Source organism: Verrucosispora sp. FIM060022 (genome assembly GCF_003977705.1).
Lineage (GTDB): Bacteria > Actinomycetota > Actinomycetes > Mycobacteriales > Micromonosporaceae > Micromonospora > Micromonospora gifhornensis.
Map to the genome: position 1 here is coordinate 946,873 of NZ_RQIV01000001.1, position 23,089 is coordinate 969,961.

Genomic DNA, 23,089 nt, shown 5'->3' on the forward strand with positions numbered 1-23,089 from the left:
TGGGTGTCAGACAGCACACCCGCCGCGGACTGGGCGCGGGGCCGGTAGCTGGGATTCTTGAGGATCATCTGAGGTTCACCTCACATTTCGGCCTGACCGCCGACTCAGTCGACCCGCAATCGATATCCCACTCCGCGCACGGTCTCCACCAGTTGGGGGTTCTCCAACTTGCCGCGCAGCGCCGCGACGTGGACATCGAGGTTGTGCCGGGTGGCCCAGGTGGTCTGCCACACCTCCAGTTGCAAACGGTCCCGGGGCACCACCGTCCCCGCCTGGCGGGCCAACGCCACCAGCAGGTCGAACTCCTTGCGGGACAGGGCGACCTCCCGCTCGTAGATCCAGACCCGGCGGGCGTCGACGTCGATGCGCAACGGCCCGATCTGAAGGGCCGTCGTCGCCCGCACCGCACGGCCGGTCCGCCGCATCACCGCATCGATACGGGCCTGCAACTCGACCATCGAGAACGGCTTCACCACGTAGTCGTCGGCGCCGGCGCGCAACCCCGCCACCCGGTCGTGTTCCTCCGCGCGGGCGGTCACCGCGATGATGGCGACCTCCTCGTTGTGCTGGCGGATCCGCCGACACACCTCCAGACCGTCGCGGTCCGGCAGGTTCATGTCCAGCAGAATGAGGTCGACCGGCTCGGCCTCGGCCGCCTCGGCCGCCGTGAGCGCCTGCACCACCTCGTGCCCCCGTCGTCGCAGCGCCGAGGCGAGCCCCGCCGACACACGCAGATCGTCTTCCACCAGGAGCACCCGCACCTACATCCCTCCTCGACCCGCCCCCGCTGGATGTACGCGAGTCTGTCGGATGTGAACGTGCGTTGACCAGTGCGGATACAAGATCGTAACGCTAGAAACGGCTACCCGAACGGCCCTGGCGGCACCCCGATACTGCGGAGGGTCATCTCATGGCTACCGTGCGCGCCTGGTGTAACGACACCTCTCGACCCGATCCACCGCCGTGCAGCCCACGGTGGTCACCCCCCGTGACAGCTCCACCGCCCGGCCGTCCGTCCACTGTCCCCTTTGCTCTGCTTCAACCCACGCAACAGTCACTCACCGTGCGGGACGCTGCGGCTGTTTCGCGCGCCCGCCGGATCCGCCCAGCTCAGGCGCTATTGCGTGGGTTGAAGCAGAGCAAAGGGGCGGCGGGGGAATAGTCGCTGATGACCGCATCGGTCACCCAACGCCACATCTCCGTCCGTGACACCACGGCCCGCGATCCCACACTCTGCGACGCCACCGCCCGACGCCACGGTCCACGCCCCACGGTCGCCGGTCGTCCTGGGTCCGCGACCCCACGGTCCGCGACGCGAGGTGTCGACAACGCGGACCGTGGGACGTTCGGCGAGGCTAGCTGCGAACAGTTGGCGGTGGTGGTCAGCGCAGGCCGGCGGCGGCGAGCAGGTTGCCCTCCGGCACGGTGAGCCGCGGCCGGCCGTGCGCCATCTGCTGGGCCGCGCGTTCGGCCGCCACGGCGGGGGCCTGGGCGATCGCCGAGGCGTACGCGGACGCGGTACGGCTGGCGATGGCCGCCCAGCCGTACTTCTCGTGCACCATCGCGCGGGCACGTCGGGCCAGTGCCCGGGCGTGCTCGGTGTCGGCGAGCAGGGTGTGCACCGCGTCGGTCAACGCCTCCGGGTCGTGTGGACGGAAGGTCACTCCGGTGACACCCGGCTCGACGATCTCGGCGAGCCCGCCGGTCTCGGCGACCGCGAGTGGCGCACCGGCGGCGGCTCCCTCCAGGGCGACCATGCCGAACGGCTCGTAGATGCTGGGCACCGCGAAGCAGTCCGAGGCGGCCATCACCGCCGGCAGGTCCGTGCCACCGAGGAAGCCGGGCAGGCTGACCGTGTCGGCCAGCCCGAGCCGGTGCACGTCGGCCTCCAACTCGCCACGGTACGGGCCGTCACCGACGATCACCGCACGCAGACCCGGGTGCCGATCCCGCAGCCGGGGCAATCCGGCGAGCAGGTGCTGCACACCCTTCTCGTACACCAGCCGACCAGCGAAGGTGACAAGCGGACCGTCCCCGGCGAACCGGGCCCTGGCCTGCGCCACCGCGCTCGCCGGCACCCGCCAGCGGTGCGGCTCCACCCCGTTGGGCACCACGTCGACGCGACCGGCCGGCACGCCGAACAGGCCGGTCACCTCGTCGCGCATGTACCCGGAGCAGACCACCACCCGGGTCGACTCGGTGCTGATCCACTGCTCGACACCGTGGATGGTCCGGTTCATCTCCTCGGGCAACCAACCCTGGTGCCGGCCCGCCTCGGTGGCGTGGATGGTGCTGACCAGCGGCAGGTCGAGGTGCTCGCGCAGGGTCATCGCGGTGTGCGCGACCAGCCAGTCGTGGGCGTGGATGACGTCGTACCCGCCGGTGGAGACGGCGCGCAGGGCGGCACGGGTGAGCGTGTGGTTGAACGCCATCGTCCAGGCCAGCAGGCTCTCGGTGGCCAGCGGGAAGGTCACCGGGTCCTCGGCGGCGCGGACGACCCGCACCCCGTCGACGTACTCCTCCAGCGGCGCGCCCTCGGCATGACGGGTGACGACAGTGACCTCGTGGCCCGCGGCGACCAGCGCCACCGACAGGGCGTGCACGTGCCGGCCGAGGCCACCCACGAGCACCGGCGGGAACTCCCAGGACAGCATCAGGATGCGGTGGCGGCGCGGCGGGGTGGCCGGGCCGGGCTGCGCCGGAATCTGGGCTCGCGAGGTGAGGGTGGGCCGGTGGGTCCGGTCCGTGGCGGTGGCGGTACGCCCGCCGACCCGCAGGGTCGTCACATCAGTCTCCGTCCGTGCAGGAAGGAACGCGCCGGCGTCGATGACGGCGAAGGAACAAGGTTGGGTTTCGGACACGCGCGGACGCGTCCGGCGGTGCGAGGATCGAGGCATGCGCGACCAGGCGCCAGCGGATCGGGACGATCACCGGCGCATGGACGTCTGCCCGCAACAAGGAAACGTCATCCCGGCCGATTCCGCACCTTGAGGACGGTCACAGTGACTGACGGCACGTACGAATTCACTCGAGGTCAGTCGGGCGGATACCAGGCATTCATCCGATCGGATGGATTGGTGGCGGACCGTGCGGGGCATTACCGCCGCGCGCATCCGCCCGGCCACCCGGACGGTGCGCTCATGATGCGGGCGCGCTCATGATTCTTGCCGAAGGAGCGACATGCAGGTCTGGCCGGGCGAGCGGTTCCCCCTCGGGGCGACGTACGACGGGATGGGCACCAATTTCGCGATCTTCTCCGAGGTGGCCGAGCGCATCGAGCTCTGCCTCTTCGACGAGTGGGACGTCGGCCATGAACGCCGGGTCGAGTTGCGCGAGGTCGACGCGTACGTCTGGCACGTCTACATCCCGGGGATCGGACCGGGACAGCGGTACGGCTACCGGGTGCACGGCCCGTACGACCCGGCGAACGGGTTGCGCTGCAACCCGCACAAGCTGCTGATCGACCCGTACGCCAAGGCGATCGACTCCGACGTGCGATGGGATCCGGCGGTCTACGACTACACCCTCGGCGACCCGGGCCGGATGAGCGAGACCGACTCGGCGCCGTTCATGCCGAAGTCGGTGGTGGTGAACCCGTACTTCGACTGGGGCAACGACGCGCCGCCGCGCACCCCGTACCACCGCTCGGTCATCTACGAGGCACACGTACGCGGGCTGACCATGCGGCTGCCCGGCATCCCCGAGGAGCTGCGTGGCACGTACGCGGGCATTGCCTCGCCCCCGATGATCGACCACCTGACCCGGCTCGGCATCACCGCCATCGAGCTGATGCCGGTCCACGAGTTCGTCCACGACCACCGCCTGGCCGACCTGGGGCTGCGTAACTACTGGGGCTACAACACCATCGGCTTCTTCGCCCCGCACCACGGCTACTCCGCCCTCGGCCACCTGGGGCAGCAGGTGCAGGAGTTCCGGGGCATGGTCAAGGCGCTGCACGCCGCCGGCATCGAGGTCATCCTCGACGTGGTCTACAACCACACCGCCGAGGGCAACCACCTCGGCCCGACGCTGAGCTTCAAGGGCGTCGACAACCCCAGCTACTACCGCCTGTCGGAAGAGAACCGGCAGTACTACGTCGACTACACCGGCACCGGCAACAGCCTCAACGTGCGCAACCCGCACTCGCTGCAACTGATCATGGATTCGTTGCGGTACTGGGTCACCGAGATGCACGTCGACGGGTTCCGCTTCGACCTTGCCGCCACCCTCGCCCGCGAGTTCTACGAGGTGGACCGGCTCTCCACCTTCTTCGAGGTGGTCCAGCAGGACCCGGTGGTCAGCCGGGTCAAGCTGATCGCCGAGCCGTGGGACGTCGGCCCCGGCGGCTACCAGGTGGGCAACTTCCCGCCGCAGTGGACCGAGTGGAACGGCAAGTACCGCGACACCGTCCGTGACTTCTGGCGCGGCGAACCGGCCACCCTCGCCGAGTTCGCCTCCCGCATCTGCGGCTCCGCCGACCTGTACCAGGACGACGGGCGTCGCCCCTTCCACAGCATCAACTTCGTCACCTGCCACGACGGGTTCACCCTGACCGACCTGGTGTCGTACAACGACAAGCACAACGAGGCCAACGGCGAGGACAACCGGGACGGGGAGAGCCACAACCGGTCCTGGAACTGCGGCGTCGAGGGCGACACCGACGACCCCGGTGTGCTGGCCCTGCGCGCCAGGCAGCAGCGCAACTTCATCGCCACCCTGCTGCTCTCCCAGGGCGTACCGATGATCGGCCACGGCGACGAGCTGGGCCGCACCCAGCGCGGCAACAACAACGCCTACTGCCAGGACAGCGAACTGGCCTGGATCGACTGGGACAACGTCGACCACGACCTGCTCGACTTCACCCGCCGGCTGGTCGCCTTCCGCCGCCGACACCAGGTGTTCCAACGCCGCCGCTTCTTCACCGGCCTGCCGGTCCGCGGCCGCGAGGTCGACGAACCCCTGCCCGACCTGGCCTGGTACACCCCCGACGGGCGGGAGATGACCGGCGAGGACTGGGGCAACGACTTCGGCCGCTCGGTGGCGCTGTTCGTCAACGGCGACGGCATCCGCGAACGCGGCCAGTACGGCCAACGCCACCACGACACCTCCTTCTGGCTCTGCTTCAACGCCCACGACGCACCACTGGACTTCACCCCACCGCCCGCCGAGTTCGGCCAGCGGTGGGAGTTGGTGATCAGCACCGCCGAACCTGACCAGGACAAGGGCACCACCGTCGAGGCCGGCGGCACGGTCTGCGTACCGGACCGGTCCCTGGTGGTGCTGGAGAGGGTCGCCTGACATGACCGACACCGCTGGACCGGTCGGCGCCACCTACCGGGTGCAGGTGCGCCCCGACTTCGACCTGGACGCCACCGCCGGCCTCGCCGGCTACCTCGCCGACCTCGGCGTCACCCACCTCTACAGCGCGCCGCTGCTGACCGCCGCACCGGGCAGCACGCACGGCTACGACGTGGTCGACCACCGTCAGGTCAACCCGGAACTCGGCGGCGAGCCCGCTCGGCAACGGCTGCTGCGGGCGCTGCGGTCCGTCGGGCTCGGGCTGGTCGTGGACATCGTGCCCAACCACGCCGGGGTCGCCGTACCGGCCGCCAACCCGGCCTGGTGGGACGTGCTGCGTCGGGGGCGAGATTCGGCGTACGCGAACTGGTTCGACATCGACTGGGCGCGGGGCCGGCTGCGGCTGCCGGTGCTCGCCGAGAGCCCCGACGCGCTGGACGCCCTCACCATCGTCGACGGGGAACTGCGCTACCACGAGCACCGGTTCCCGATCGCCGACGGCACCGGCGACGGCAGCCCCCGCGAGGTGCACGACCGGCAACACTACGAACTGGTCTGCTGGCGGCGCGGCGACGCCGAGCTGACGTACCGCCGGTTCTTCGCCGTATCCAGCCTGGCCGGGCTGCGGGTGGAGGATCCGGCGGTGTTCGCCGCCACCCACGAGCTGATCCTGGCCTGGGCGGCGAACGGCGAGGTCGACGGCATCCGGGTCGACCACCCCGACGGGCTGCGCGACCCGGCCGGCTACCTGGCCCGGCTACGCGACGCCGCCCCCGACACGTGGCTGATCGTGGAAAAGATCCTGGAGTACGGCGAGGAACTGCCGGCCTGGCCGGTCGACGGCACCACCGGCTACGACGCCCTCGCGGCGGTCTGCGGACTCTTCGTCGACGGTGACGCCGAAGCCGACTTCACCGCCCTGGACACCCGGCTGACCGGCCGGGCCACCTCCTGGGCCGACCTGACCCACGACACCAAACTCGGCGCCGCCACCCGACTGCTGGCCGCCGAGCTGACCCGCCTGGCCGCCCTCGCCCCCGAGGTGGACCCCGACGCCGCCCGCGCCGCCCTGGCCGAGTTGGCCGCCGCGTTCCCGGTCTACCGCGGCTACCCGCCCGACGGGGTACGCCACCTGGCCAACGCCCGCGCCGAAGCCGGCCGCCGCCGCACCGACCTGACCGGCGCGCTGGACGCGGTCACCCGGCGGCTGCGCGACCCCGACGACGAACTGGCCCGCCGCTTCCCCCAGTTCACCGGCGCGGTGATGGCCAAGGGGGTGGAGGACACCGCCTACTACCGGTGGAGTCGGTTCGTCGCCCTCAACGAGGTCGGGGGCAGCCCCACCCACTTCGGCACCCTGCCCGGCCGGTTCCACCGCTTCGCCGTCGCCCGGCACGACCGCTGGCCGACAAGCATGACCACCCTGTCGACCCACGACACCAAACGCGGCGAGGACGTCCGGGCCCGCCTCGCCGTCCTCGCCGAGCTGCCACAGCGCTGGGCGCAGCTGGTCACCGGCTGGATGGCGGCCGTGCCGCTGCCCGACGCCGCCCTGGCCCACCTGCTGTGGCAGACCGCCGTCGGCGCGTGGCCCGTCGAGCGTGAGCGTCTGCACGCGTACGCCGAGAAAGCCGCCCGGGAGGCCGCGGTCTCGACCCGTTGGACCGACCCCGACCCGGCCTTCGAGCAGGCCATGCACGCCCTCGTCGACGCCATGTACGACGACCCGGCCGTCAGTGGCGAGCTGGCCGCCTTCGCCGCCGAGATCACCCCGGCCGGCTGGTCCAACTCGCTGGGTCAGAAGCTGATCCAACTCGCCATGCCCGGCGTGCCGGACACCTACCAGGGCACCGAGCTGTGGGACAACTCCCTGGTCGATCCGGACAACCGCCGCCCGGTCGACTTCGGCGTACGCCGGGAACTGCTGGCCCGGCTCGACGCCGGCTGGCGGCCGGCGGTGGACGACACCGGCGCGGCCAAGCTGCTGGTGGTGTCGCGCACCCTGCGGGCCCGCCGGGACCGTCCGGAGCTGTTCGGCGACTACCAGCCGATGCTGGTGCACGGCCCGGCCGCCCGCCACGCCGTCGCCCTCGACCGGGGTGGCGCGGTCGCGGTGGCCACCCGGCTGCCACTGCGGCTGGCCGCCGAGGGCGGCTGGCGCGACACCACCCTGTCATTGCCCGTTAATCAGATGTCGTGCCTGTTCACCGGTCGGGTCTACAGTGATGGACGGGTCCGACTCGCGGACCTGTTGGCCACATATCCCGTCGCTCTGCTGGTGCCCACCACCTGACCCGGGAGGCTGCGTCATGTCCGAATTCACGGTCTGGGCGCCCGAGGCGAAACGGGTACGGCTGCGCCTGCCCGACGCCGACCACGAGATGAGAGCCGGCCGGGGCGGCTGGTGGCGCGTCGAGGTCCCCGACGCCGGCTCCGACTACGCCTACCTGCTGGACGACGACAACCAGGCGTTGCCCGACCCCCGCTCCCTCTGGCAGCCGTTCGGGGTGCACGGCGTCAGCCGCGTCTACGACCACTCGGCCTTCGCCTGGACCGACGGCCCCTGGACCGGCCGGCAACTGCCCGGCAGCATCCTCTACGAACTGCACGTCGGCACCTTCACCCCCGAAGGCACCTTCGACGCCGCGATCGACAAACTCGACCACCTGGTCGACCTCGGCGTCGACATGATCGAGCTGCTGCCGGTCAACGCCTTCAACGGCGAACACAACTGGGGGTACGACGGCGTCTGCTGGTTCGCCCCGCACGAACCGTACGGCGGCCCGGACGGGCTGAAACGGCTCGTCGACGCGGCCCACGCCAAAGGTCTGGGGGTGATCCTCGACGTCGTCTACAACCATTTCGGGCCCTCCGGGGCCTACGCGCCGCGCTTCGCGCCGTACCTCAGCGACCGCACCACCCCCTGGGGGCAGGCCGTCAACCTCGACGGCCCGCACTCCGACGGGGTACGCCGCTTCATCCTCGACAGCGTGCTGATGTGGCTGCGCGACTACCACGTCGACGGCCTGCGCCTGGACGCCGTGCACGCCATGCCCGACACCCGCGCGGTGCATCTGCTGGAGGAGATCGCCGTCGAGGTCGAGAGTCTGTCGGTGCACCTGGGCCGGCCGCTGTCGCTGATCGCCGAATCCGACCTCAACGACCCCCGGCTGATCAGCCCACGCGAGGCCGGTGGCTACGGCCTGCAGGCCCAGTGGAACGACGACGCCCACCACGCCCTGCACACCCTGCTCACCGGCGAACGGCAGGGCTACTACGGCGACTTCGGCACCATGGAATGCCTCGCCGAGGTGCTGACCGGCGCCTTCTTCCACACCGGCACCTGGTCCAGCTTCCGCAACCGCCAACACGGCCGCCCGGTCGACCCGCGTACCCCCGGGCACCGCTTCGTGGCTTACCTGCAGAATCACGACCAGATCGGCAACCGTGCGGTCGGTGATCGCCTCTCGGCGTCGCTGTCGCCCGCCATACTCCGGGTCGGCGCGGTGCTGCTGATGGCCTCGCCCTTCACCCCGATGCTGTTCATGGGGGAGGAATGGGCGGCCAGCACACCCTGGCAGTACTTCACCTCGCATCCCGAACCCGAGTTGGCCGCTGCCGTGGTGTTGGGCCGCCGTCAGGAGTTCGCCACTCACGGCTGGTCCGCCGAGGCGGTGCCGGACCCGCAGGACCGGCAGACCTTCGTACGCTCCCGGTTGGACTGGGCTGAGCTGGACAAACCCGAACACCGGGCGATGTACGACTTCTACCGGCGGTTGATCGCGTTGCGGAAGTCGCGGCCGGAGCTGTCGGATCCGCACCTGTTCGCGGTCGAGGTGCGCCACGGCGACCGGTTCCTGGTGATGCGGCGCGGTGGGTGCCTGGTAGCGGCGAACCTCGCCGGCAAGCCGCAGCGGGTGACCCTGCCGGGGGTGGCGCGACGGGTGCTGCTGGCGACGGGGGAGGGGGTCACGGTGACCCGCGACCGCATCGACCTACCAGCGGAAACCGCAGCCATCGTGGCACTGTGAAACCTCGCCGAGGACACGTAGCGCTCCACAAGATCGTGCTCGATGTGGGATCGAGTCGCTTGACGCCGCGCTGAGATCACTCGATCCCACATCGAGCGTGACCATGACCGCGTGTGGGCTCGTCCAGGTCGGGTAGGGGTGACGACAAGGACGAGTTCGACAAGCGGAGGTTGATGATGACCGTGACGAAGCCGGACCAGGATGTCATTGATCTGCTCGTCGACCAGCACGAGCAGATCAGGTCGCTGTTCGCGGAGGTCAGGGAGAGCGAGGGGGAGGCCAAGCAGCAGGCCTTCCAGGATCTCGTACGCCTGCTGGCCGTGCACGAGAGCGCCGAGGAGCAGGTGGTGCATCCGGCGGCGCGGGCCGACGCGGGGGACGCGGTGGTCGACGCGCGGCTGCGGGAGGAGAGTGAGGCCAAGCGCGAACTCTCCGAGCTGTACGACATGGGTACCTCGGCGCCGGGGTTCGACGCCCGGTTCGCCGCGTTCGAGCAGGCGGTGCTGGAGCATGCGCGGCACGAGGAGCAGGAGGAGTTTCCGCAGTTGCGGCGCGACACCGATCCGCAGCGGCTGCGTCAGATGGCCGGTGCCGTACGGGCCGCAGAGGCGATCTCGCCCACCCGGCCGCATCCGGCCGCGGGTGAGTCGCCGGTGAGCAACATGCTGCTCGGGCCGCCGGTGGCGGTCTTCGACCGGATGCGGGACGCGGTCCGTGACTGGCGCCAGTCCCACGACAGCGAGCATCAGTCGCACGGCAGGTGACCTGAGGGTCGGGTGTGCGGGGGCACGGTCGTCCTCGATCCCGGATCGAGTGGCATCCCTACGGAGGTGAGGCCACTCGATCCGGGATCGAGCGTGATCATGGGGGTGGCCAGGTGGCTAGACCCAGGGAGCCACCGGGTACCAGGGGATGATCTCCCGGCGGGCGAGCAGGCGGACGTCCCAGTAGAGGAACATGAAGGCACCCGCGATGATGAACGCCACCGCGATGGTGGCGGCCAGCCGGCTCGGCTTGGCGGCGAACCAGCGCTGGAGTCGGCTGCCGACGAACCAGCTCAGCAGCAGGAACATGATCGCCATGATCACGATGTTGCCGATCGACTGGAGGGTGAACGCGGCCGCGCCGTACAGCGGGTTGCCGCTCTCGGCGGCGTCGCGGAACATCTGCCGGAACAGCGGGAACGGCCGTCCGATCAGGAAGCCGGCGATGAGCGCGCCCATGAAGACAAGCGGGGCGTTCGGGTAGCGCTGCGAGATCCGGGCGAACGGGTCCGGCACCACCTTCAACGCGGCAAGTCCCAGGTAGATCATGACCAGGCCGATGATGCCGTAGACGACCATGGACTGGATGCTGCGCGGTGACAGTGAGCCGGGCACGTTCGGCGCGGTGGAGAACTGCGGCATTGCGGTGCCGACCAGGCCGACGATCGCACCGTAGAGGGCGGAGACCGCGATCATGCCGACCGCCATCCAGCCGAGTGGACGCAGCGGTGCCAGGAAGCGGCTCATCCGGCTGTCGGCCGTGCCGGTCAGGGGAGCGAGAGCGCCGAAGGCGGCGATGTTGCAGGCGGTGAAGGTGCCGGCGACCCCGGAGACGAACGCGAAGATCACGCCCGCCACCGCCCCGCTGATCGGCGTTTCCTTCGCGTCGTGGCCCAGCAGGGTGTTGGCGACGTTGTCGCCGATTGTCGAATCGACGAATTCGGCGGACCAGACGACGGTGAGCAGGAACCCGCCCAGCAGGCTGAGCAGGATGATCAACCCGCGTCGGCGGGGGACGTCTCCGGGAGCGAACAGGGAGGTGGCGCGGGAGTCGGACGGTAGCTGGATCTTGTCGGCGGCCTGCGGAGGGCGGGTACGGCGTTCGGCCTGTGTCACGGAAAGACTCCTCAGCATCACAGAGGGTGAGGAATTGATGATGCTGGATTATTCGAGCGTGCCGTTCTCTTGGATTGCGCTATGTCCTGCCGGGAAGGTCGATGGCGCAGGTCCGTCGAATCGGTGACACCACCCACCCCGGCTTGCATGGGTATGCGCCGTCGTGCATACTCTTCCTTGTGTCCAAGGTTCTGACCTCCCTGCCCATCGGTGAACGTGTCGGCATCGCCTTCTCCGGCGGCCTCGACACCTCGGTCGCGGTCGCGTGGATGCGCGACAAGGGCGCGATTCCCTGCGCCTACACGGCCGACATCGGCCAGTACGACGAGCCCGACATCGCCTCCGTGCCCGGCCGCGCCCTCAACTACGGCGCCGAACTGGCCCGGCTGGTCGACTGCCGTGCCGCCCTGGTCGAGGAGGGGCTGGCGGCGCTGACCTGCGGCGCCTTCCACATCCGTTCGGGCGGGCGGGCCTACTTCAACACCACTCCGCTGGGCCGGGCGGTCACCGGGACGCTGCTGGTGCGGGCCATGGTCGAGGACGACGTTCAGATCTGGGGTGACGGCTCCACCTTCAAGGGCAACGACATCGAACGGTTCTACCGCTACGGCCTGCTGGCCAACCCGCAGCTGCGCATCTACAAGCCGTGGCTGGACGCCGACTTCGTCACCGAGCTCGGCGGGCGCAAGGAGATGTCGGAGTGGCTGCTGGAACGCGACCTGCCGTACCGGGACAGCACCGAGAAGGCGTACTCCACCGACGCCAACATCTGGGGCGCCACGCACGAGGCGAAGACCCTGGAACACCTGGACACCGGCATCGAGACGGTCAACCCGATCATGGGCGTCCGGTTCTGGGACCTGTCGGTGGAGATCCCCACCGAGGACGTCACCATCGGCTTCGACCAGGGCCGCCCGGTGACGATCAACGGCAAGGAGTTCGCCAGCGCGGTCGACCTGGTGCTGGAGGCCAACGCCATCGGCGGCCGGCACGGGCTGGGCATGTCCGACCAGATCGAGAACCGGATCATCGAGGCCAAGAGCCGCGGCATCTACGAGGCCCCCGGCATGGCGCTGCTGCACGCCGCGTACGAGCGGCTGGTCAACGCCATCCACAACGAGGACACCCTGGCCAACTACCACAACGAGGGTCGTCGCCTGGGTCGGCTGATGTACGAGGGCCGCTGGCTGGACCCGCAGGCGCTGATGCTGCGCGAGTCGTTGCAGCGGTGGGTCGGTACGGCGATCACCGGTGAGGTGACGCTGCGGCTGCGCCGGGGCGAGGACTACTCGATCCTGGACACCACCGGCCCGTCCTTCAGCTACCACCCGGACAAGCTGTCGATGGAGCGTACCGAGGATTCGGCGTTCGGTCCGCAGGACCGCATCGGTCAGCTCACCATGCGTAACCTGGACATCGCCGACTCGCGGGCCAAGTTGGAGCAGTACGCGAACCTCGGCATGGTCGGCGGCGGATCGCCGCAGCGGATGGTCGGCGCCGCGCAGGCGGCCTCGACCGGGCTGATCGGCGCGATGCCGCAGGGTGGCGCCGAGGCGATCGCCTCCCGGGGCGTGGCCCCGGCGGAGGACGAGGCCCTCGACCGGGCCGCCATGGAGTTCGGCGTCGACTGACCGTCGTCGCCGGGACCGACTCGTCACCGGTCAGCCCTGTCGCGGCTGACCGGTGAAGTCGTCGGTGGACGAGACCGTCAGATGGTGACCACGATCTTGCCCGCCGGGTGCCCGGTGCGCAGATGGCGGAGGGCGTCGGCCGCCTCGGCCAGCGGATAGCAGCGGTCGATCGGCGGGGTGAGTGCGCCCGAGGCGATGAGCTCGCGCAGTTCGTCGAGGTCCTCGCTGCGCTCCACGGCACTGACGTTGCGCAGGCGATGGCCGACGAACAGGGACAGCAGCGGTGCGCCGAACATCTGCCGGCCGTACCCGCCGAGCAGCCCACCCCGGGTGTACGTGCCACCGACCAGGGCCAGGGTGCCGCGTGGGGTGAGCGCACGGCGCATCAACGACAGCGGGCGGTCGCCGCCGGTGTCGATGATGACGTCGTACACCGGGCCGTCCCGGTCGACCTCCTCGCGGGTGTAGTCGAGCACGTCGTCGACGCCGAGGGAGCGGACGAGGTCGGCCTTGGCGGGGGAGCAGACGCCGGTGACGGTGGCGCCGTACGCCTTGGCGATCTGCACCGCCTGTGATCCGACGCCGCCGGAGGCTCCGATCACCATGACCCGCTGCCCCGGCCGCACCGCGCCGCTGTCACGTACGGCGCGCAACGCCGTCAATCCGGAGACCGGGGCCGCGGCGGCCTGGGCGAAGGACAGGTTCGCCGGCTTGTGGGCCAACCGCCGCGCAGAGGTGCTGGCGAACTCGGCGTACGACCCGCGCAGGCAGGTGCCGAACACCTCGTCGCCCGGGCGGAACCGGGTGACCCGGGCGCCGACCTCGGCCACCACGCCGGCCAGGTCCCGGCCGCGTACCGCCACCCGGGGTCGGCGCAGCCCGCTGGCCAGGCGCACCAGGTAGGGCTGACCGACCATGAAGATCCAGACTCCGGGGTCCACCGCCGCCGCGCGTACCTGCACGAGCACCTCGTCGTCGCCGACGCGGGGCCGGTCGACCTCGCCCAGCCGCAGTACGTCGGCCGGGCCGTAGCTGTCCTGAACGATGGCCCTCACGGTGCCACCTCCTCGGTGTCGGGGTACTGGAACACGTCGTCGAGCCGTACGCCGAACACCCGGGCGATCCGGAACGCCATCTCCAGGGAGGGGGAGTAGCGGCCCTGCTCGATGGCGATCACTGTCTGCCGGGTCACTCCGACCCGCTCGGCGAGATCGGCCTGGGTCATCTCGTCGTGGGCGAAGCGCAACGCCCGGATGTTGTTGGTGACGCGTGTCGGTTTCACCACTGCGGAACGCCCCTGCGGTAGACGATCACCTTCGCCAGGGAGCCGATCACGGCCGACAGGACGAAGCAGAGGTAGATGACGTTGGCGATCCAGAACCAGTCCCACTCGGCCATCGCCATGAGCAACGCCGACACCGCGCCGATGACCACGAACGCGTGGCCGACGTGGTCGCCGAGGCGCCCGATCTCCCGGTCGCGGTCATCCTTGACCCGCGAGGCCCGCGGACTGGCCATCCCCATCCCGATCTCGGCCAGCATGCTCGCGACCATGGCCCCGCCCACCGTCCACAGCAGCGCGCCGACGTAGGGCACCGCGGTGAGCGGCCCGCCGTCGTGCCGGCCCAGCACGACCGCCACATAACCGGCGTACGCGATCACGCTGACCACCAGCATGATCCACGCGCGTTTCTCCTCGTGCGTCACGACGACCTCCCCGAGGTAAAGAATCTTTGACACCATCAGGGTAAGGCCTTCTTGACACCATGTCTAGAAAACTTTACATAGCCGAGGGTGCGTCGGCGGGCGGGACCGCGGTGCGGGGGCCCGGTGATGGCGGTTCACCGCTGGCTCACCCGGAACGCAAAGCTGATTCATAGCCTCGCCCGCTTGGATGTGCTGGTCCCCGTCGTCACAGAGATCGGCCATGTCGTATGCGTTCGTGGCTCCGCCGGGCTGCGTCCCAGGCCCCAGACCCGCAGTCGTCCTCCCGGCCACAGTCGACCCCGCAAATCGGGCCGGAGACCGGTGACGACCGGGGCGGGCATGCGCTGCGGGCGCCGAGCAGGTTGCACGCCTTCAACCGGTACGAGATCAAGTATCTGGTGCCGACCGGCGACGTCCCGGCGTTGCGCGAGCACTTCGCCGCCCGGATGGACCGCGACAGTCACGGCGGCGACACCGGGTACGGCGTGTGGAGCGTCTACTACGACACCGCTGAGTTGCGCTTCTACTGGGAGAAGATCGAAGGGCTGAAGTTCCGCCGCAAGCTGCGGGTGCGGCACTACGGCGAGGCGTCCACGGTCACCGACGACAGCATCGTGCACGTCGAGATCAAGCAGCGGGTCAACCGGGTCACCCAGAAACGGCGGGTGGCGTTGCCCTACCACCTGGCCCGTGACCTGTGCGACCGGCGACAGTTGGTCGAGCACACCCCGGAGCAGCGCGCCTTCCTCGACGAGGTGCTGGAACTGCTCTGCGGCCTGGACCTGCGGCCGGTGGCGATGACCGGCTACCAGCGCGAGGCGTTCATCGGCCGGGACGCCGACCTCGGCCTGCGGGTCACCCTCGACCACCGGGTACGCGGCCGGGACCGCGACTTCCACCTCGGCGCGGACGCCGAGAACCGGCTCATCGTGCCGGCCACGTTCTCCGTGCTGGAGATCAAGGCCAACGAGCGGGTGCCGTACTGGCTGACCGACCTGGCCGCCCGGACGAACCTGTCAATCGTCCGCATGTCGAAGTACTGCCAGAGCGTCGAGGCGTTCGGTCGCGCCCCGCGCTCCCTCTTCCACGTCCCCGACGACGCCGACCCGGCTGCCGCCGGCAGTCCGTTGAAAAGTGAGGTCTGAACCCATGCCGTTCGAGTTCCAGGATCTGTCCGGCACCTTCAGTGTCGGCGACATCGCCCTGGCCCTGTCGCTGTCGTTCCTGCTCAGCGCCATGATCGGCTGGGTCTACCGGTTCACCCACCGCAACGTGTCGTACAGCCAGTCGTACGTGCAGACACTTGTCATCCTCGGCATGCTCATTTCGCTGATCATGCTCGTCGTCGGCTCCAACATCGCCCGCGCCTTCGCCCTGGTCGGTGCCCTGTCGGTGGTGCGGTTCCGCAACGCCATCAAGGAGACCCGTGACGTCGGGTTCATCTTCCTGGTGATGGGCGTGGGCATGGCCTGTGGCACCCGCTTCTACCTGCTGGCGGTGGTCGCCGCCGTGACGATCAGCCTGATCATCGTGTTGATGTACCGCTTCAACTGGTTCGCCTCGAACGTCCAGCGTCAGGTGGTCAAGGTGCAGGTGCCGCCCGGCAGCCACACCGATCACATCCAGGACGTCCTGATCCGCTTCACCAGCGAATTCGAACTGGTCAGCATGGAGACCATCCGGGGCGGCGCGCTCACCGAGATCATGTACACGGTGCGGTTGAAGAAGGGCACCGAGCCCGCCGACCTGATCAACGCGCTGGCCGAGCGGACCGGCGGCCAGCGGGTGACCGTGCTGACCGGCTACGACCAGACGGATCTGTGATGCGCTGGAAGCACCGGATTCCGGTCCGGATCCGGCACTACTGGAAGTTCCTGGCAGGCTGCCTCGCGTTCGCGCTGGTGCTCGCCGTGACGCTCAGCTCGGTGCCGATCCGCCCGTACGTGACAAGCACCAGCAGTAGCGGCGGTGACCTGGTCACCCAAGACATCGCCGGCACCGTCGACCTCTTCGACGAGACCGTGGCGCACCGCATCGAGCTGGTCTTCCGCGACGCCGACTACGAACGCATGCTGGACGCCTTCTACGCCGAGGGGGAGAAGGAGTACCTGGAGGCCGACCTGGTCATCGACGGCACCGCCATCCCCAGCGTCGGCATCCGACTCAAGGGCAACTCGACCCTGCGCAGCCTGACCCGCAACGGCCAGACCTCACAGCGCGGCGGCGGCCCGGACGGCCCCGAGGGCCCAGGAGGAACGGATGGTCAACGCTGGCCGGGCGGCCAGAACGGACCGCGCGGCCCCGGCTGGCCAGGCGGCCAGGCCGGGCCGGGTCAGTTCGGCCCGCCGGGTGGTGTTCAGGGCCCGCCGGGTGGTGCTCAGGTCCCGCCCGGCGGGCAGACCGCGCCCGATGGCCAGGCTGGGCCGGATGGTCAGGTCGGGCCTGGTGGTCAGGCTGGTCCCGATGGTCAGGCTGGGCCCGGTGGCCAGGTCGCGCCCGGCGGGCTTTCGCGGACGTCGTTGCGAGCCGAGGAGCCGGAGACCTTGCCCTGGCTGATCCGCTTCGACGAGTACGTCGAGGGCCGCCGGTACCAGGGCCACCGCGAGATCGCGGTGCGCGTCGCCGGGATGGGCGGCGGGACCACCGTGCTCAACGAGGCGGTCACCCTCAACCTGCTCGCCGCCGCCGGCGAGGTGGCCCAGGAGTACGCGTACACCAGCTTCACGGTCAACGACCGGCCGACCACCGCCCGGCTGGTCGTGGAGCATCCCGACGAGCACTTCGCCGAGGACTTCGACACCGCGGGGGTGCTCTACAAGGCGCTGGCCACCAGCGAGTTCGCCGACCAGGGCGACGACCAGACCGCGTACGCCGACGACTTCAAGCAGATCACGATGAAGGGCAGCCAGGACCTGCAACCGGTCATCGACCTGATCAGGTGGGTCGACACGGCCAGCGACGCCGAGTTCGACACCCAGCTCGCCGACCGGCTCGACGTGACGTCCTTCGCCAGGTACGTGGCCTGGCAGAACCTGCTGCTCAACTTCGACGACATGTCCGGTCCTGGTCGCAACTACTACCTCTGGTACGACCTGGGTGCGAAACGATTCACGGTGATCGGCTGGGACCACAACCTGACCTTCAGCGGCAGCGCCGAGCAGGGCCCGCACGAGCAGGGCCGGCTCGGCGGTGGCCGGGGCAACGCGGGCGGTGCCGGCCCTGGCGGTGCTGGCCCTGGCAATGGCGGTCCCGGCGGTGCTGGCCCTGGCAATGGCGGTCCCGGCGGTGTCGGCCCTGGCAATGGCGGTCCGGGCGGTGCCGGCCCTGGGGGTGGCGGCCACAAGCTCAAGGAACGCTTCCTGGCCAGCGAGAAGTTCACCCAGCTGTACGAGGACACGTACCGCGACCTCTATCAGCGGGTCTACGGCGACGGTGCGGCGTTGGCCGCGGTGGACGCGATCAGCGGGGTGCTGGCCACCGTGGACGGATACGACGCGTCGGCCGCCACCGGCGACGCGCAGCGCCTGCGTACCCTGATCGAGCAGCGCACCGCGAGCCTCGCCACCAACGAGGTGATCACCCGCAGCTGAGTCAGGGTCAGCCGCTTGTCGACCGGGACGACAGCAGCGTGTCGAGGGCGTTGAGCGTCCACGACCAGGATTCCTCGCTGTCGGGAACGCTGTGGCTGAACGCGCCACCCAGGTCCAGGCTGGCGAAGCCGTGGAACACGCTGCCGAGCAGGCGTACCGCATGGGTCTGCTCCGGCTCGCCCAGCCGGTAGCCGCGCAGGACCGCGCGGGCCAGTTGGGAGTGCCGGGGCCCGGCGCTGCCCGCCGCCGTCGCCGGGTCGAGTCGCAGTTGACTGGCGGCGTACCGGCCGGGGTGTTCGCGGGCGTAGTCGCGGTAGACGTCGCCGAGCGCGACCAGGGCGTCCTTGCCGGCCCGGCCGGCCACGGCCTCGGTGGCTCGGTCGGCCAGCTCGTTCAGCGCGAACAGCGCGATGCGCACCTTGAGGTCCTGGGTGCTGCGGATGTGCGCGTACAGGCTGGCCACCTTGACGCCGCAGCGCTGCGCCAGCGCGGAGGCGGTGACCTGGTCGAAGCCGACCTCGTCGGCCAGCTCCGCACCTTCGGCCGCCAGGCGCTGCGGGGTCAGTCCCAGCCGTGCCATGTTCCCTCCAGGGTCCGTGTGTCATGACACTCTTAATGACTTTGCCTAAAGTCTTTAGGAAAAATACCATGGCGTTATGGAAGTACTGACCGAGTCAGAGATCCGTGCCGCTTTCGTCAACTGCAGCAAGGGGGAGGCGAATCGCCTGTTCGTGCCACGCGACCTGGCCACCCGGCCCTGGGCCGACCTGGATTATCTGGGCTGGCGTGACCCGAAGGCGGAGGACCGCGCCTATCTGGTCACCGAGCAGGCGGGCCGCCCGACGGCGCTGGTCCTGCGCCGCCCGAGCGCGGCGGCCGGGCGGGGCAGCCGCAACATGTGCTCGATCTGCCTGACCTCCCCGGAGGCCGGGGTCAGCCTGCTCGTCGCCCCCAGGGCCGGCCGAGCCGGCCGGGACGGCAGTTCGGTGGGCACCTACCTGTGCAGCGACCTGTCCTGCTCGCTCTACCTGCGCGGCAAGAAGGACGCCGGGGCCGGCGCGCGGCTGCACGAGACGATCAGCCTGGACGAGAAAATTGCCCGTACCACCACCAATTTGGCAGGCTTCATAGCGAAGGTGATGAACTGACCGGTTCGTCGTCACCTGCCGACTGGAAGGATGCGATCTTGTTCAGCACCACCCGCCGTACCCGTGCCGGTGTGCTCGCCGCCGCGGTGACGGCTGCGCTGCTCACCGCCTGCTCGACCGACACCCCGGCCGCGCCCGCGTCACCGGACACCTCGTCGGCCACCCCGCCGGGCACTCCGTCCTCCGCGCCGGTCGCCGTCGACTTCGGCCCACTGGAGCAGGAGTTCGACGCCCGCCTCGGCGTGTACGCCGTCGACACCGGCACCGGCCGCACGATCGAGCACCGGGCCGACGAGCGCTTCGCGTACGCCTCGACGTTCAAGGCCCTGGCCGCCGCCGCGGTGCTGAGGGCGACCACCGCCGAGGAACTGGACCAGGTCGTCCGCTACTCCCGCGACGACCTGGTCACCTACTCGCCGATCACCGAGCAGCACGTGGCGACCGGCATGACGCTGCGCGCGATCGCCGACGCGGCGGTGCGCTACAGCGACAACACCGCCGGCAACCTGCTCTTCGACCGCCTCGGCGGTCCGGCCGGCTTCAAGCAGGCACTGCGCGACATCGGCGACGACGTCACCGAGCCGGCGCGGATCGAGACGGCCCTCAACGCGGCCACCCCGGGCGACGTCCGCGACACCAGCACGCCCCGCGCGCTGGCCACCTCGCTGCGGGCGTACGCGGTCGACGACGCGCTCACCACCGAGGACCGGGACGTGCTTGTCGACTGGCTCAAGCGCAACACCACCGGGGAGAAGGTGATCCGGGCCGGCACGCCCGACGGCTGGGTGGTCGGCGACAAGACCGGCTCCGGTGGCTACGGCACCCGCAACGACATCGCGGTGATCTGGCCGCCGGACCGGGAGCCCATCGTGCTGGCCGTGCTCTCCAGCCGGGACGCCGAGGACGCCGGCACGGACGACGCCCTTCTCGCCCGTGCCGCCGAACTCACCCTGAACGCCCTGCGCTGAGACGCGGATCAGGGCGCGGCGGGGCCGGTCAGGTCGAAGTGCGCGGTGACCGGCGAGTTGCGCACCCGCAGTGTCCGGGCGTCGTCGATGCCGGCGGCGTTCGGATACCAGCGGCTCGGCGTGTACGCGCAGTCGCAGCGCAGCAGCACCCGTTGCCCGGGCAGCAGCCGCAGCAGGTAGTTCTCGGCGGCGTCGGCCACACCCACCACCTCGCCGGTGCGCGCGTGGAAGGCGACGACCTGCGAGTAGAACGGCATCTCGGCGGTGGTGATCGTGCCGCTGACCACCGTGCCGGCGGTGAGGGCCGTATCGGCGGTGACGGTGGCACCGGCGCGTACCCGCACCGTGGTGGCCCGCAGCCGGTCGGCGGTCGCCCCGGACCACTGGCTGGCCAGCCCGTAACCGCTGAAGTACAACGGCCAACGGTACGGCCCGAGGCCGGTCATCGTGTAGCGGCCGTCGTCGTCGGTGAGCACGCCCTGACTGCCGTACTTGGGGTGCTGGATCTCCGGCAGCAGCAGTACGGCGGCAGCGGACACCGGGGTGCCGTCCGCGACCCGGGTCACTCGGCCGGTCACCGTGCCGGGCGGGTCGAGGCGTACCCGGGGTGTGGTGACGACCCGGCCCGGTCGCACGTGGATGATCGCCGCCCGCTCCCGCTGACCCGTGCCGCCGTGCGGGCCGACCCACTGCGCGCCGTACCGGACGCTGTCGTAGGGGCGGGCCAGCAGGTGGTAGCGGCCAGGTGCCACGTCAGTGCTGACCACCGGGCCGCCGTCGAGGTCGGAGCAGCCGCCGGACCGGCCCTGCTGCACCTCGCCCAGGCTCACGACGGTGAGCGGGTCACGGTCGGCGGGAACCAGGTTGAGGCAGGCCCGCACGGCGGCGCCGGTGACGGCGTCCCGGACGACGGTACGCACCTCGCCGGTGCCGGCCGTGCCGGGTTTCCCGGCGGTGACATGTTGACCGCCGAGGCCGGCACTGGCAGGTCGGCTGCCGGGGAGGGCACTGGCAGGTTGGCCGCCGGGGACGGCGCTGGCCGGTTGGGTGGCGGCGGCGGGCAGCGGATGGCCGAGCCCGATGAGGAGCGCGAGGGCGGTGAACGCGACGGCGGGACGTGACAGCGACATCGGCGGATCCTCTCGACCCGGCGGAGGGAAACGCACTCACCGTAATCGTTGTATCCGCACCGTCACGCAGAGTGTCAGGAGTCGGTCAGGGGATCGGCCACTCGTGCACCGGGCGGTTGCTGTGCATCAGCTCCACATAGTGCCGGACGACCTCGCGCAACGCCGTCGGCCGGTCGAGCTGGTCGGTCGACTCCAGCCGGTGCAGGGTGGCGATCTGCCAGGTCGCGCCGTTGCGTCCGGTCAGGCACCGTTGCTCGATGATGCCCAGCAGGCGGTCCCGCTCGTCCGGATCCAGACCCCACCGGTCCAGGCCGTACTGCGCCAGCGGCAACAGCCGCCGCAGCACCAGCTCGGTGACGGGCAGGTAGCCCAGGCCCGGCCAGAAGACGTGCGCGTCGATGCCGTGTCGGGCACAGGTGTTGAAGTTCTCCTCGGCGGCGCTGAACGACATCTGCGACCACAGTGGCCGGTCGGCCTCGGCCAGTGCCCGGACCAGTCCGAAGTAGAACGCCCCGTTGGCGACCGTGTCCAGCACGGTCGGCCCGGCAGGCAGCACCCGATTCTCCACCCGCAGGTGCGGGCGACCCCGGAACACGTCGTAGACCGGCCGGTTCCACCGGTAGACGGTGCCGTTGTGCAGCCGCAACTCGGCAAGCGTCGGCACGCCACCGCTGGCCAGGGTCTCCGACGGGTCCTCCGCATCGCAGACCGGCAGCAGCGCCGGGAAGTACCGCACGTTCTCCTCGAACAGATCGAACACCGAGGTGATCCACCGTTCACCGAACCACACCCGAGGGCGTACGCCCTGGGTCTTGATCTCCTCGGCGCGGGTGTCGGTGGCCTGCTGGAACAGCGGGATGCGGGTCTCGCGCCACAGCTCCCGGCCGAAGAACAGCGGCGAGTTCGCGCCGAGCGCCACCTGGACCCCGGCGATGGCCTGGGCCGCGTTCCAGTAGTCGGCGAACTGGTTCGGCCCGACCTGGACGTGGAACTGGGTGCTGGTGCAGGCCGCCTCCGGCGTGATGGTGTCGGCGGTGACCGCCAACCGTTCCACCCCGTTGATGGCGATCCGCAGGTCCTCACCCCGGGCCGCGAAGATCTGCTCGTTGAGCAATGCGTACCGAGGGTTCGCCGACAGGGCGGCCGCGGTCAGATGCTCGGGCAGCACGGTCGGCAGGATGCCGATCATCACCAGGTGCGCGCCGACCGTGCGGGCCCGTTGGTCGGCGGCGTTGAGGGTGGTCCGGAGGTGCTCCTCGAACTCGACCGTGCCGGTGCCGTTCAGCCGGCGGGGCGTCACGTTGATCTCGATGTTGAACTGGCCCAACTCGGTCTGGAAGCTCGGATCGGCGATCGCCTGCAGCACATCGGCGTTGCGCATCGCCGGCATCGAGTTCTCGTCGACCAGGTTCAACTCGATTTCCAGGCCGGTCATCGGTCGTTCGATCTCGAAGCGGGACTCGCGCAGCATCTCGGCGAAGACGTCGAGGCAACGGCGCACCTTGTCCCGGTAGCGAGCCCGATCCTGGCGGCTGAACGTCTGTACGCCGACTTCCTCGCCCATGGTCACCACCTTGTCACCACTGGTACCCCCAACGTCGCATGTCCATGCACTCTGAGAAAAGTCCTGACGTCCGGTTACCCACCATCCGGTACGCGGTGACCCGCGTCGCCTCTGCGCCAGGCAGCCCGAGCCGCACCGCCGC

Annotated in this window: 19 protein-coding genes; 10 read left to right on the forward strand and 9 right to left on the reverse strand. The window is 70.1% G+C overall.

Annotated elements, in window-relative coordinates; translation table 11 throughout:
* Positions 1-104: 104 nt before the first annotated feature.
* Both EG812_RS04100 and EG812_RS04105 read right to left on the reverse strand, forming a co-directional pair.
* The gene (locus tag EG812_RS04100) at positions 105-761 is read right to left on the reverse strand and encodes a response regulator transcription factor (protein WP_013734419.1); all 657 of its coding nucleotides are present in this window, start codon (positions 759-761) and stop codon (positions 105-107) included.
* A 621-nt stretch (positions 762-1,382) separates the two neighbouring features.
* Positions 1,383-2,786, reverse strand: coding sequence for a glycosyltransferase family 4 protein (locus EG812_RS04105; protein ID WP_013734418.1), 1,404 nt, complete (start codon positions 2,784-2,786; stop codon positions 1,383-1,385).
* A 394-nt stretch (positions 2,787-3,180) separates the two neighbouring features.
* On the opposite strand from EG812_RS04105, the gene glgX reads away from it, so the two are divergent.
* The 4 genes from glgX (at position 3,181) to EG812_RS04125 (ending at position 10,093) form a co-directional block, all read left to right on the forward strand.
* The gene (gene glgX, locus EG812_RS04110; protein ID WP_126710776.1) at positions 3,181-5,298 is read left to right on the forward strand and encodes a glycogen debranching protein GlgX; all 2,118 of its coding nucleotides are present in this window, start codon (positions 3,181-3,183) and stop codon (positions 5,296-5,298) included.
* A gap of 1 nt (position 5,299) precedes the next feature.
* Complete coding sequence (gene treY / locus EG812_RS04115; protein WP_126710777.1) at positions 5,300-7,591, forward strand: malto-oligosyltrehalose synthase; 2,292 nt, start codon at positions 5,300-5,302, stop codon at positions 7,589-7,591.
* A 16-nt stretch (positions 7,592-7,607) separates the two neighbouring features.
* Positions 7,608-9,329, forward strand: coding sequence for a malto-oligosyltrehalose trehalohydrolase (gene treZ, locus EG812_RS04120; protein WP_126710778.1), 1,722 nt, complete (start codon positions 7,608-7,610; stop codon positions 9,327-9,329).
* A 176-nt stretch (positions 9,330-9,505) separates the two neighbouring features.
* Positions 9,506-10,093, forward strand: a complete 588-nt coding sequence (locus EG812_RS04125) for a hemerythrin domain-containing protein (RefSeq protein ID WP_126710779.1) — start codon at positions 9,506-9,508, stop codon at positions 10,091-10,093.
* 117 nt (positions 10,094-10,210) lie between these two features.
* Here EG812_RS04125 and EG812_RS04130 read toward each other — a convergent pair whose 3' ends face one another.
* Positions 10,211-11,209: a sulfite exporter TauE/SafE family protein gene (locus tag EG812_RS04130; protein ID WP_126710780.1), complete on the reverse strand. Its 999-nt coding sequence runs from the start codon at positions 11,207-11,209 to the stop codon at positions 10,211-10,213.
* A 179-nt stretch (positions 11,210-11,388) separates the two neighbouring features.
* Between EG812_RS04130 and argG the strand changes: the two genes are divergently transcribed.
* The gene (gene argG, locus EG812_RS04135) at positions 11,389-12,840 is read left to right on the forward strand and encodes an argininosuccinate synthase (RefSeq protein WP_013734404.1); all 1,452 of its coding nucleotides are present in this window, start codon (positions 11,389-11,391) and stop codon (positions 12,838-12,840) included.
* Between the two features lie 77 nt (positions 12,841-12,917).
* On the opposite strand, the gene EG812_RS04140 is transcribed toward argG, so the two are convergent.
* From EG812_RS04140 to EG812_RS04150, 3 genes are read right to left on the reverse strand one after another with little or no spacing between them, the layout of a single operon-like run.
* Complete coding sequence (locus EG812_RS04140) at positions 12,918-13,895, reverse strand: NAD(P)-dependent alcohol dehydrogenase (protein ID WP_126710781.1); 978 nt, start codon at positions 13,893-13,895, stop codon at positions 12,918-12,920.
* Positions 13,892-14,125, reverse strand: coding sequence for a helix-turn-helix transcriptional regulator (locus EG812_RS04145; protein WP_013734402.1), 234 nt, complete (start codon positions 14,123-14,125; stop codon positions 13,892-13,894). The genes EG812_RS04140 and EG812_RS04145 overlap by 4 nt, the downstream gene beginning before the upstream one ends.
* Positions 14,119-14,547 carry a hypothetical protein gene (locus tag EG812_RS04150; RefSeq protein WP_102656381.1) on the reverse strand — a complete coding sequence of 143 codons (429 nt, stop codon included), beginning with the start codon at positions 14,545-14,547 and terminating at the stop codon, positions 14,119-14,121. Before EG812_RS04150 ends, EG812_RS04145 begins: the two co-directional genes overlap by 7 nt.
* Positions 14,548-14,774: 227 nt before the next feature.
* On the opposite strand from EG812_RS04150, the gene EG812_RS04155 reads away from it, so the two are divergent.
* Genes EG812_RS04155 through EG812_RS04165 form a run of 3 tightly spaced genes read left to right on the forward strand, consistent with a single transcriptional unit; the run spans position 14,775 to position 18,137 of the window.
* Positions 14,775-15,692 carry a polyphosphate polymerase domain-containing protein gene (locus EG812_RS04155; protein ID WP_126710782.1) on the forward strand — a complete coding sequence of 306 codons (918 nt, stop codon included), beginning with the start codon at positions 14,775-14,777 and terminating at the stop codon, positions 15,690-15,692.
* Positions 15,693-15,696: 4 nt separating this feature from the next.
* A complete protein-coding gene (locus EG812_RS04160) occupies positions 15,697-16,371 on the forward strand; it encodes a DUF4956 domain-containing protein (RefSeq protein WP_102656383.1) in 675 nt (224 codons plus the stop codon).
* On the forward strand, positions 16,371-18,137 hold the full coding sequence (locus EG812_RS04165) for a CotH kinase family protein (RefSeq protein WP_126710783.1): 1,767 nt from the start codon (positions 16,371-16,373) through the stop codon (positions 18,135-18,137). Before EG812_RS04160 ends, EG812_RS04165 begins: the two co-directional genes overlap by 1 nt.
* Positions 18,138-18,144: 7 nt before the next feature.
* On the opposite strand, the gene EG812_RS04170 is transcribed toward EG812_RS04165, so the two are convergent.
* A complete protein-coding gene (locus EG812_RS04170; protein ID WP_126710784.1) occupies positions 18,145-18,717 on the reverse strand; it encodes a TetR/AcrR family transcriptional regulator in 573 nt (190 codons plus the stop codon).
* Positions 18,718-18,793: 76 nt separating this feature from the next.
* On the opposite strand from EG812_RS04170, the gene EG812_RS04175 reads away from it, so the two are divergent.
* Together EG812_RS04175 and bla are read left to right on the forward strand one after the other, a co-directional pair.
* Entirely contained in the window at positions 18,794-19,285 is a 492-nt protein-coding gene (locus EG812_RS04175; protein ID WP_126710785.1) for an FBP domain-containing protein, read from the forward strand.
* Between the two features lie 38 nt (positions 19,286-19,323).
* Entirely contained in the window at positions 19,324-20,253 is a 930-nt protein-coding gene (gene bla, locus EG812_RS04180; protein ID WP_233579372.1) for a class A beta-lactamase, read from the forward strand.
* An 8-nt stretch (positions 20,254-20,261) separates the two neighbouring features.
* On the opposite strand, the gene EG812_RS04185 is transcribed toward bla, so the two are convergent.
* Both EG812_RS04185 and EG812_RS04190 read right to left on the reverse strand, forming a co-directional pair.
* Complete coding sequence (locus EG812_RS04185; protein WP_126710786.1) at positions 20,262-21,383, reverse strand: carboxypeptidase-like regulatory domain-containing protein; 1,122 nt, start codon at positions 21,381-21,383, stop codon at positions 20,262-20,264.
* A gap of 85 nt (positions 21,384-21,468) precedes the next feature.
* Positions 21,469-22,947 carry a glutamate-cysteine ligase family protein gene (locus EG812_RS04190; RefSeq protein ID WP_126710787.1) on the reverse strand — a complete coding sequence of 493 codons (1,479 nt, stop codon included), beginning with the start codon at positions 22,945-22,947 and terminating at the stop codon, positions 21,469-21,471.
* Positions 22,948-23,089 lie beyond the last annotated feature (142 nt).

Excerpts from the sequence above, each read along its gene's own strand:
- glgX (WP_126710776.1), top strand. The coding sequence starts at position 3,181 with ATGCAGGTCTGGCCGGGCGAGCGGTTCCCCCTCGGGGCGACGTACGAC.
- treY (WP_126710777.1), top strand. The coding sequence starts at position 5,300 with ATGACCGACACCGCTGGACCGGTCGGCGCCACCTACCGGGTGCAGGTG.
- treZ (WP_126710778.1), top strand. The coding sequence starts at position 7,608 with ATGTCCGAATTCACGGTCTGGGCGCCCGAGGCGAAACGGGTACGGCTG.
- EG812_RS04125 (WP_126710779.1), top strand. The coding sequence starts at position 9,506 with ATGACCGTGACGAAGCCGGACCAGGATGTCATTGATCTGCTCGTCGAC.
- EG812_RS04155 (WP_126710782.1), top strand. The coding sequence starts at position 14,775 with ATGCGTTCGTGGCTCCGCCGGGCTGCGTCCCAGGCCCCAGACCCGCAG.
- EG812_RS04160 (WP_102656383.1), top strand. The coding sequence starts at position 15,697 with ATGCCGTTCGAGTTCCAGGATCTGTCCGGCACCTTCAGTGTCGGCGAC.
- EG812_RS04165 (WP_126710783.1), top strand. The coding sequence starts at position 16,371 with ATGCGCTGGAAGCACCGGATTCCGGTCCGGATCCGGCACTACTGGAAG.
- EG812_RS04170 (WP_126710784.1), bottom strand. The coding sequence starts at position 18,717 with ATGGCACGGCTGGGACTGACCCCGCAGCGCCTGGCGGCCGAAGGTGCG.
- EG812_RS04175 (WP_126710785.1), top strand. The coding sequence starts at position 18,794 with ATGGAAGTACTGACCGAGTCAGAGATCCGTGCCGCTTTCGTCAACTGC.
- EG812_RS04185 (WP_126710786.1), bottom strand. The coding sequence starts at position 21,383 with ATGTCGCTGTCACGTCCCGCCGTCGCGTTCACCGCCCTCGCGCTCCTC.
- EG812_RS04190 (WP_126710787.1), bottom strand. The coding sequence starts at position 22,947 with ATGGGCGAGGAAGTCGGCGTACAGACGTTCAGCCGCCAGGATCGGGCT.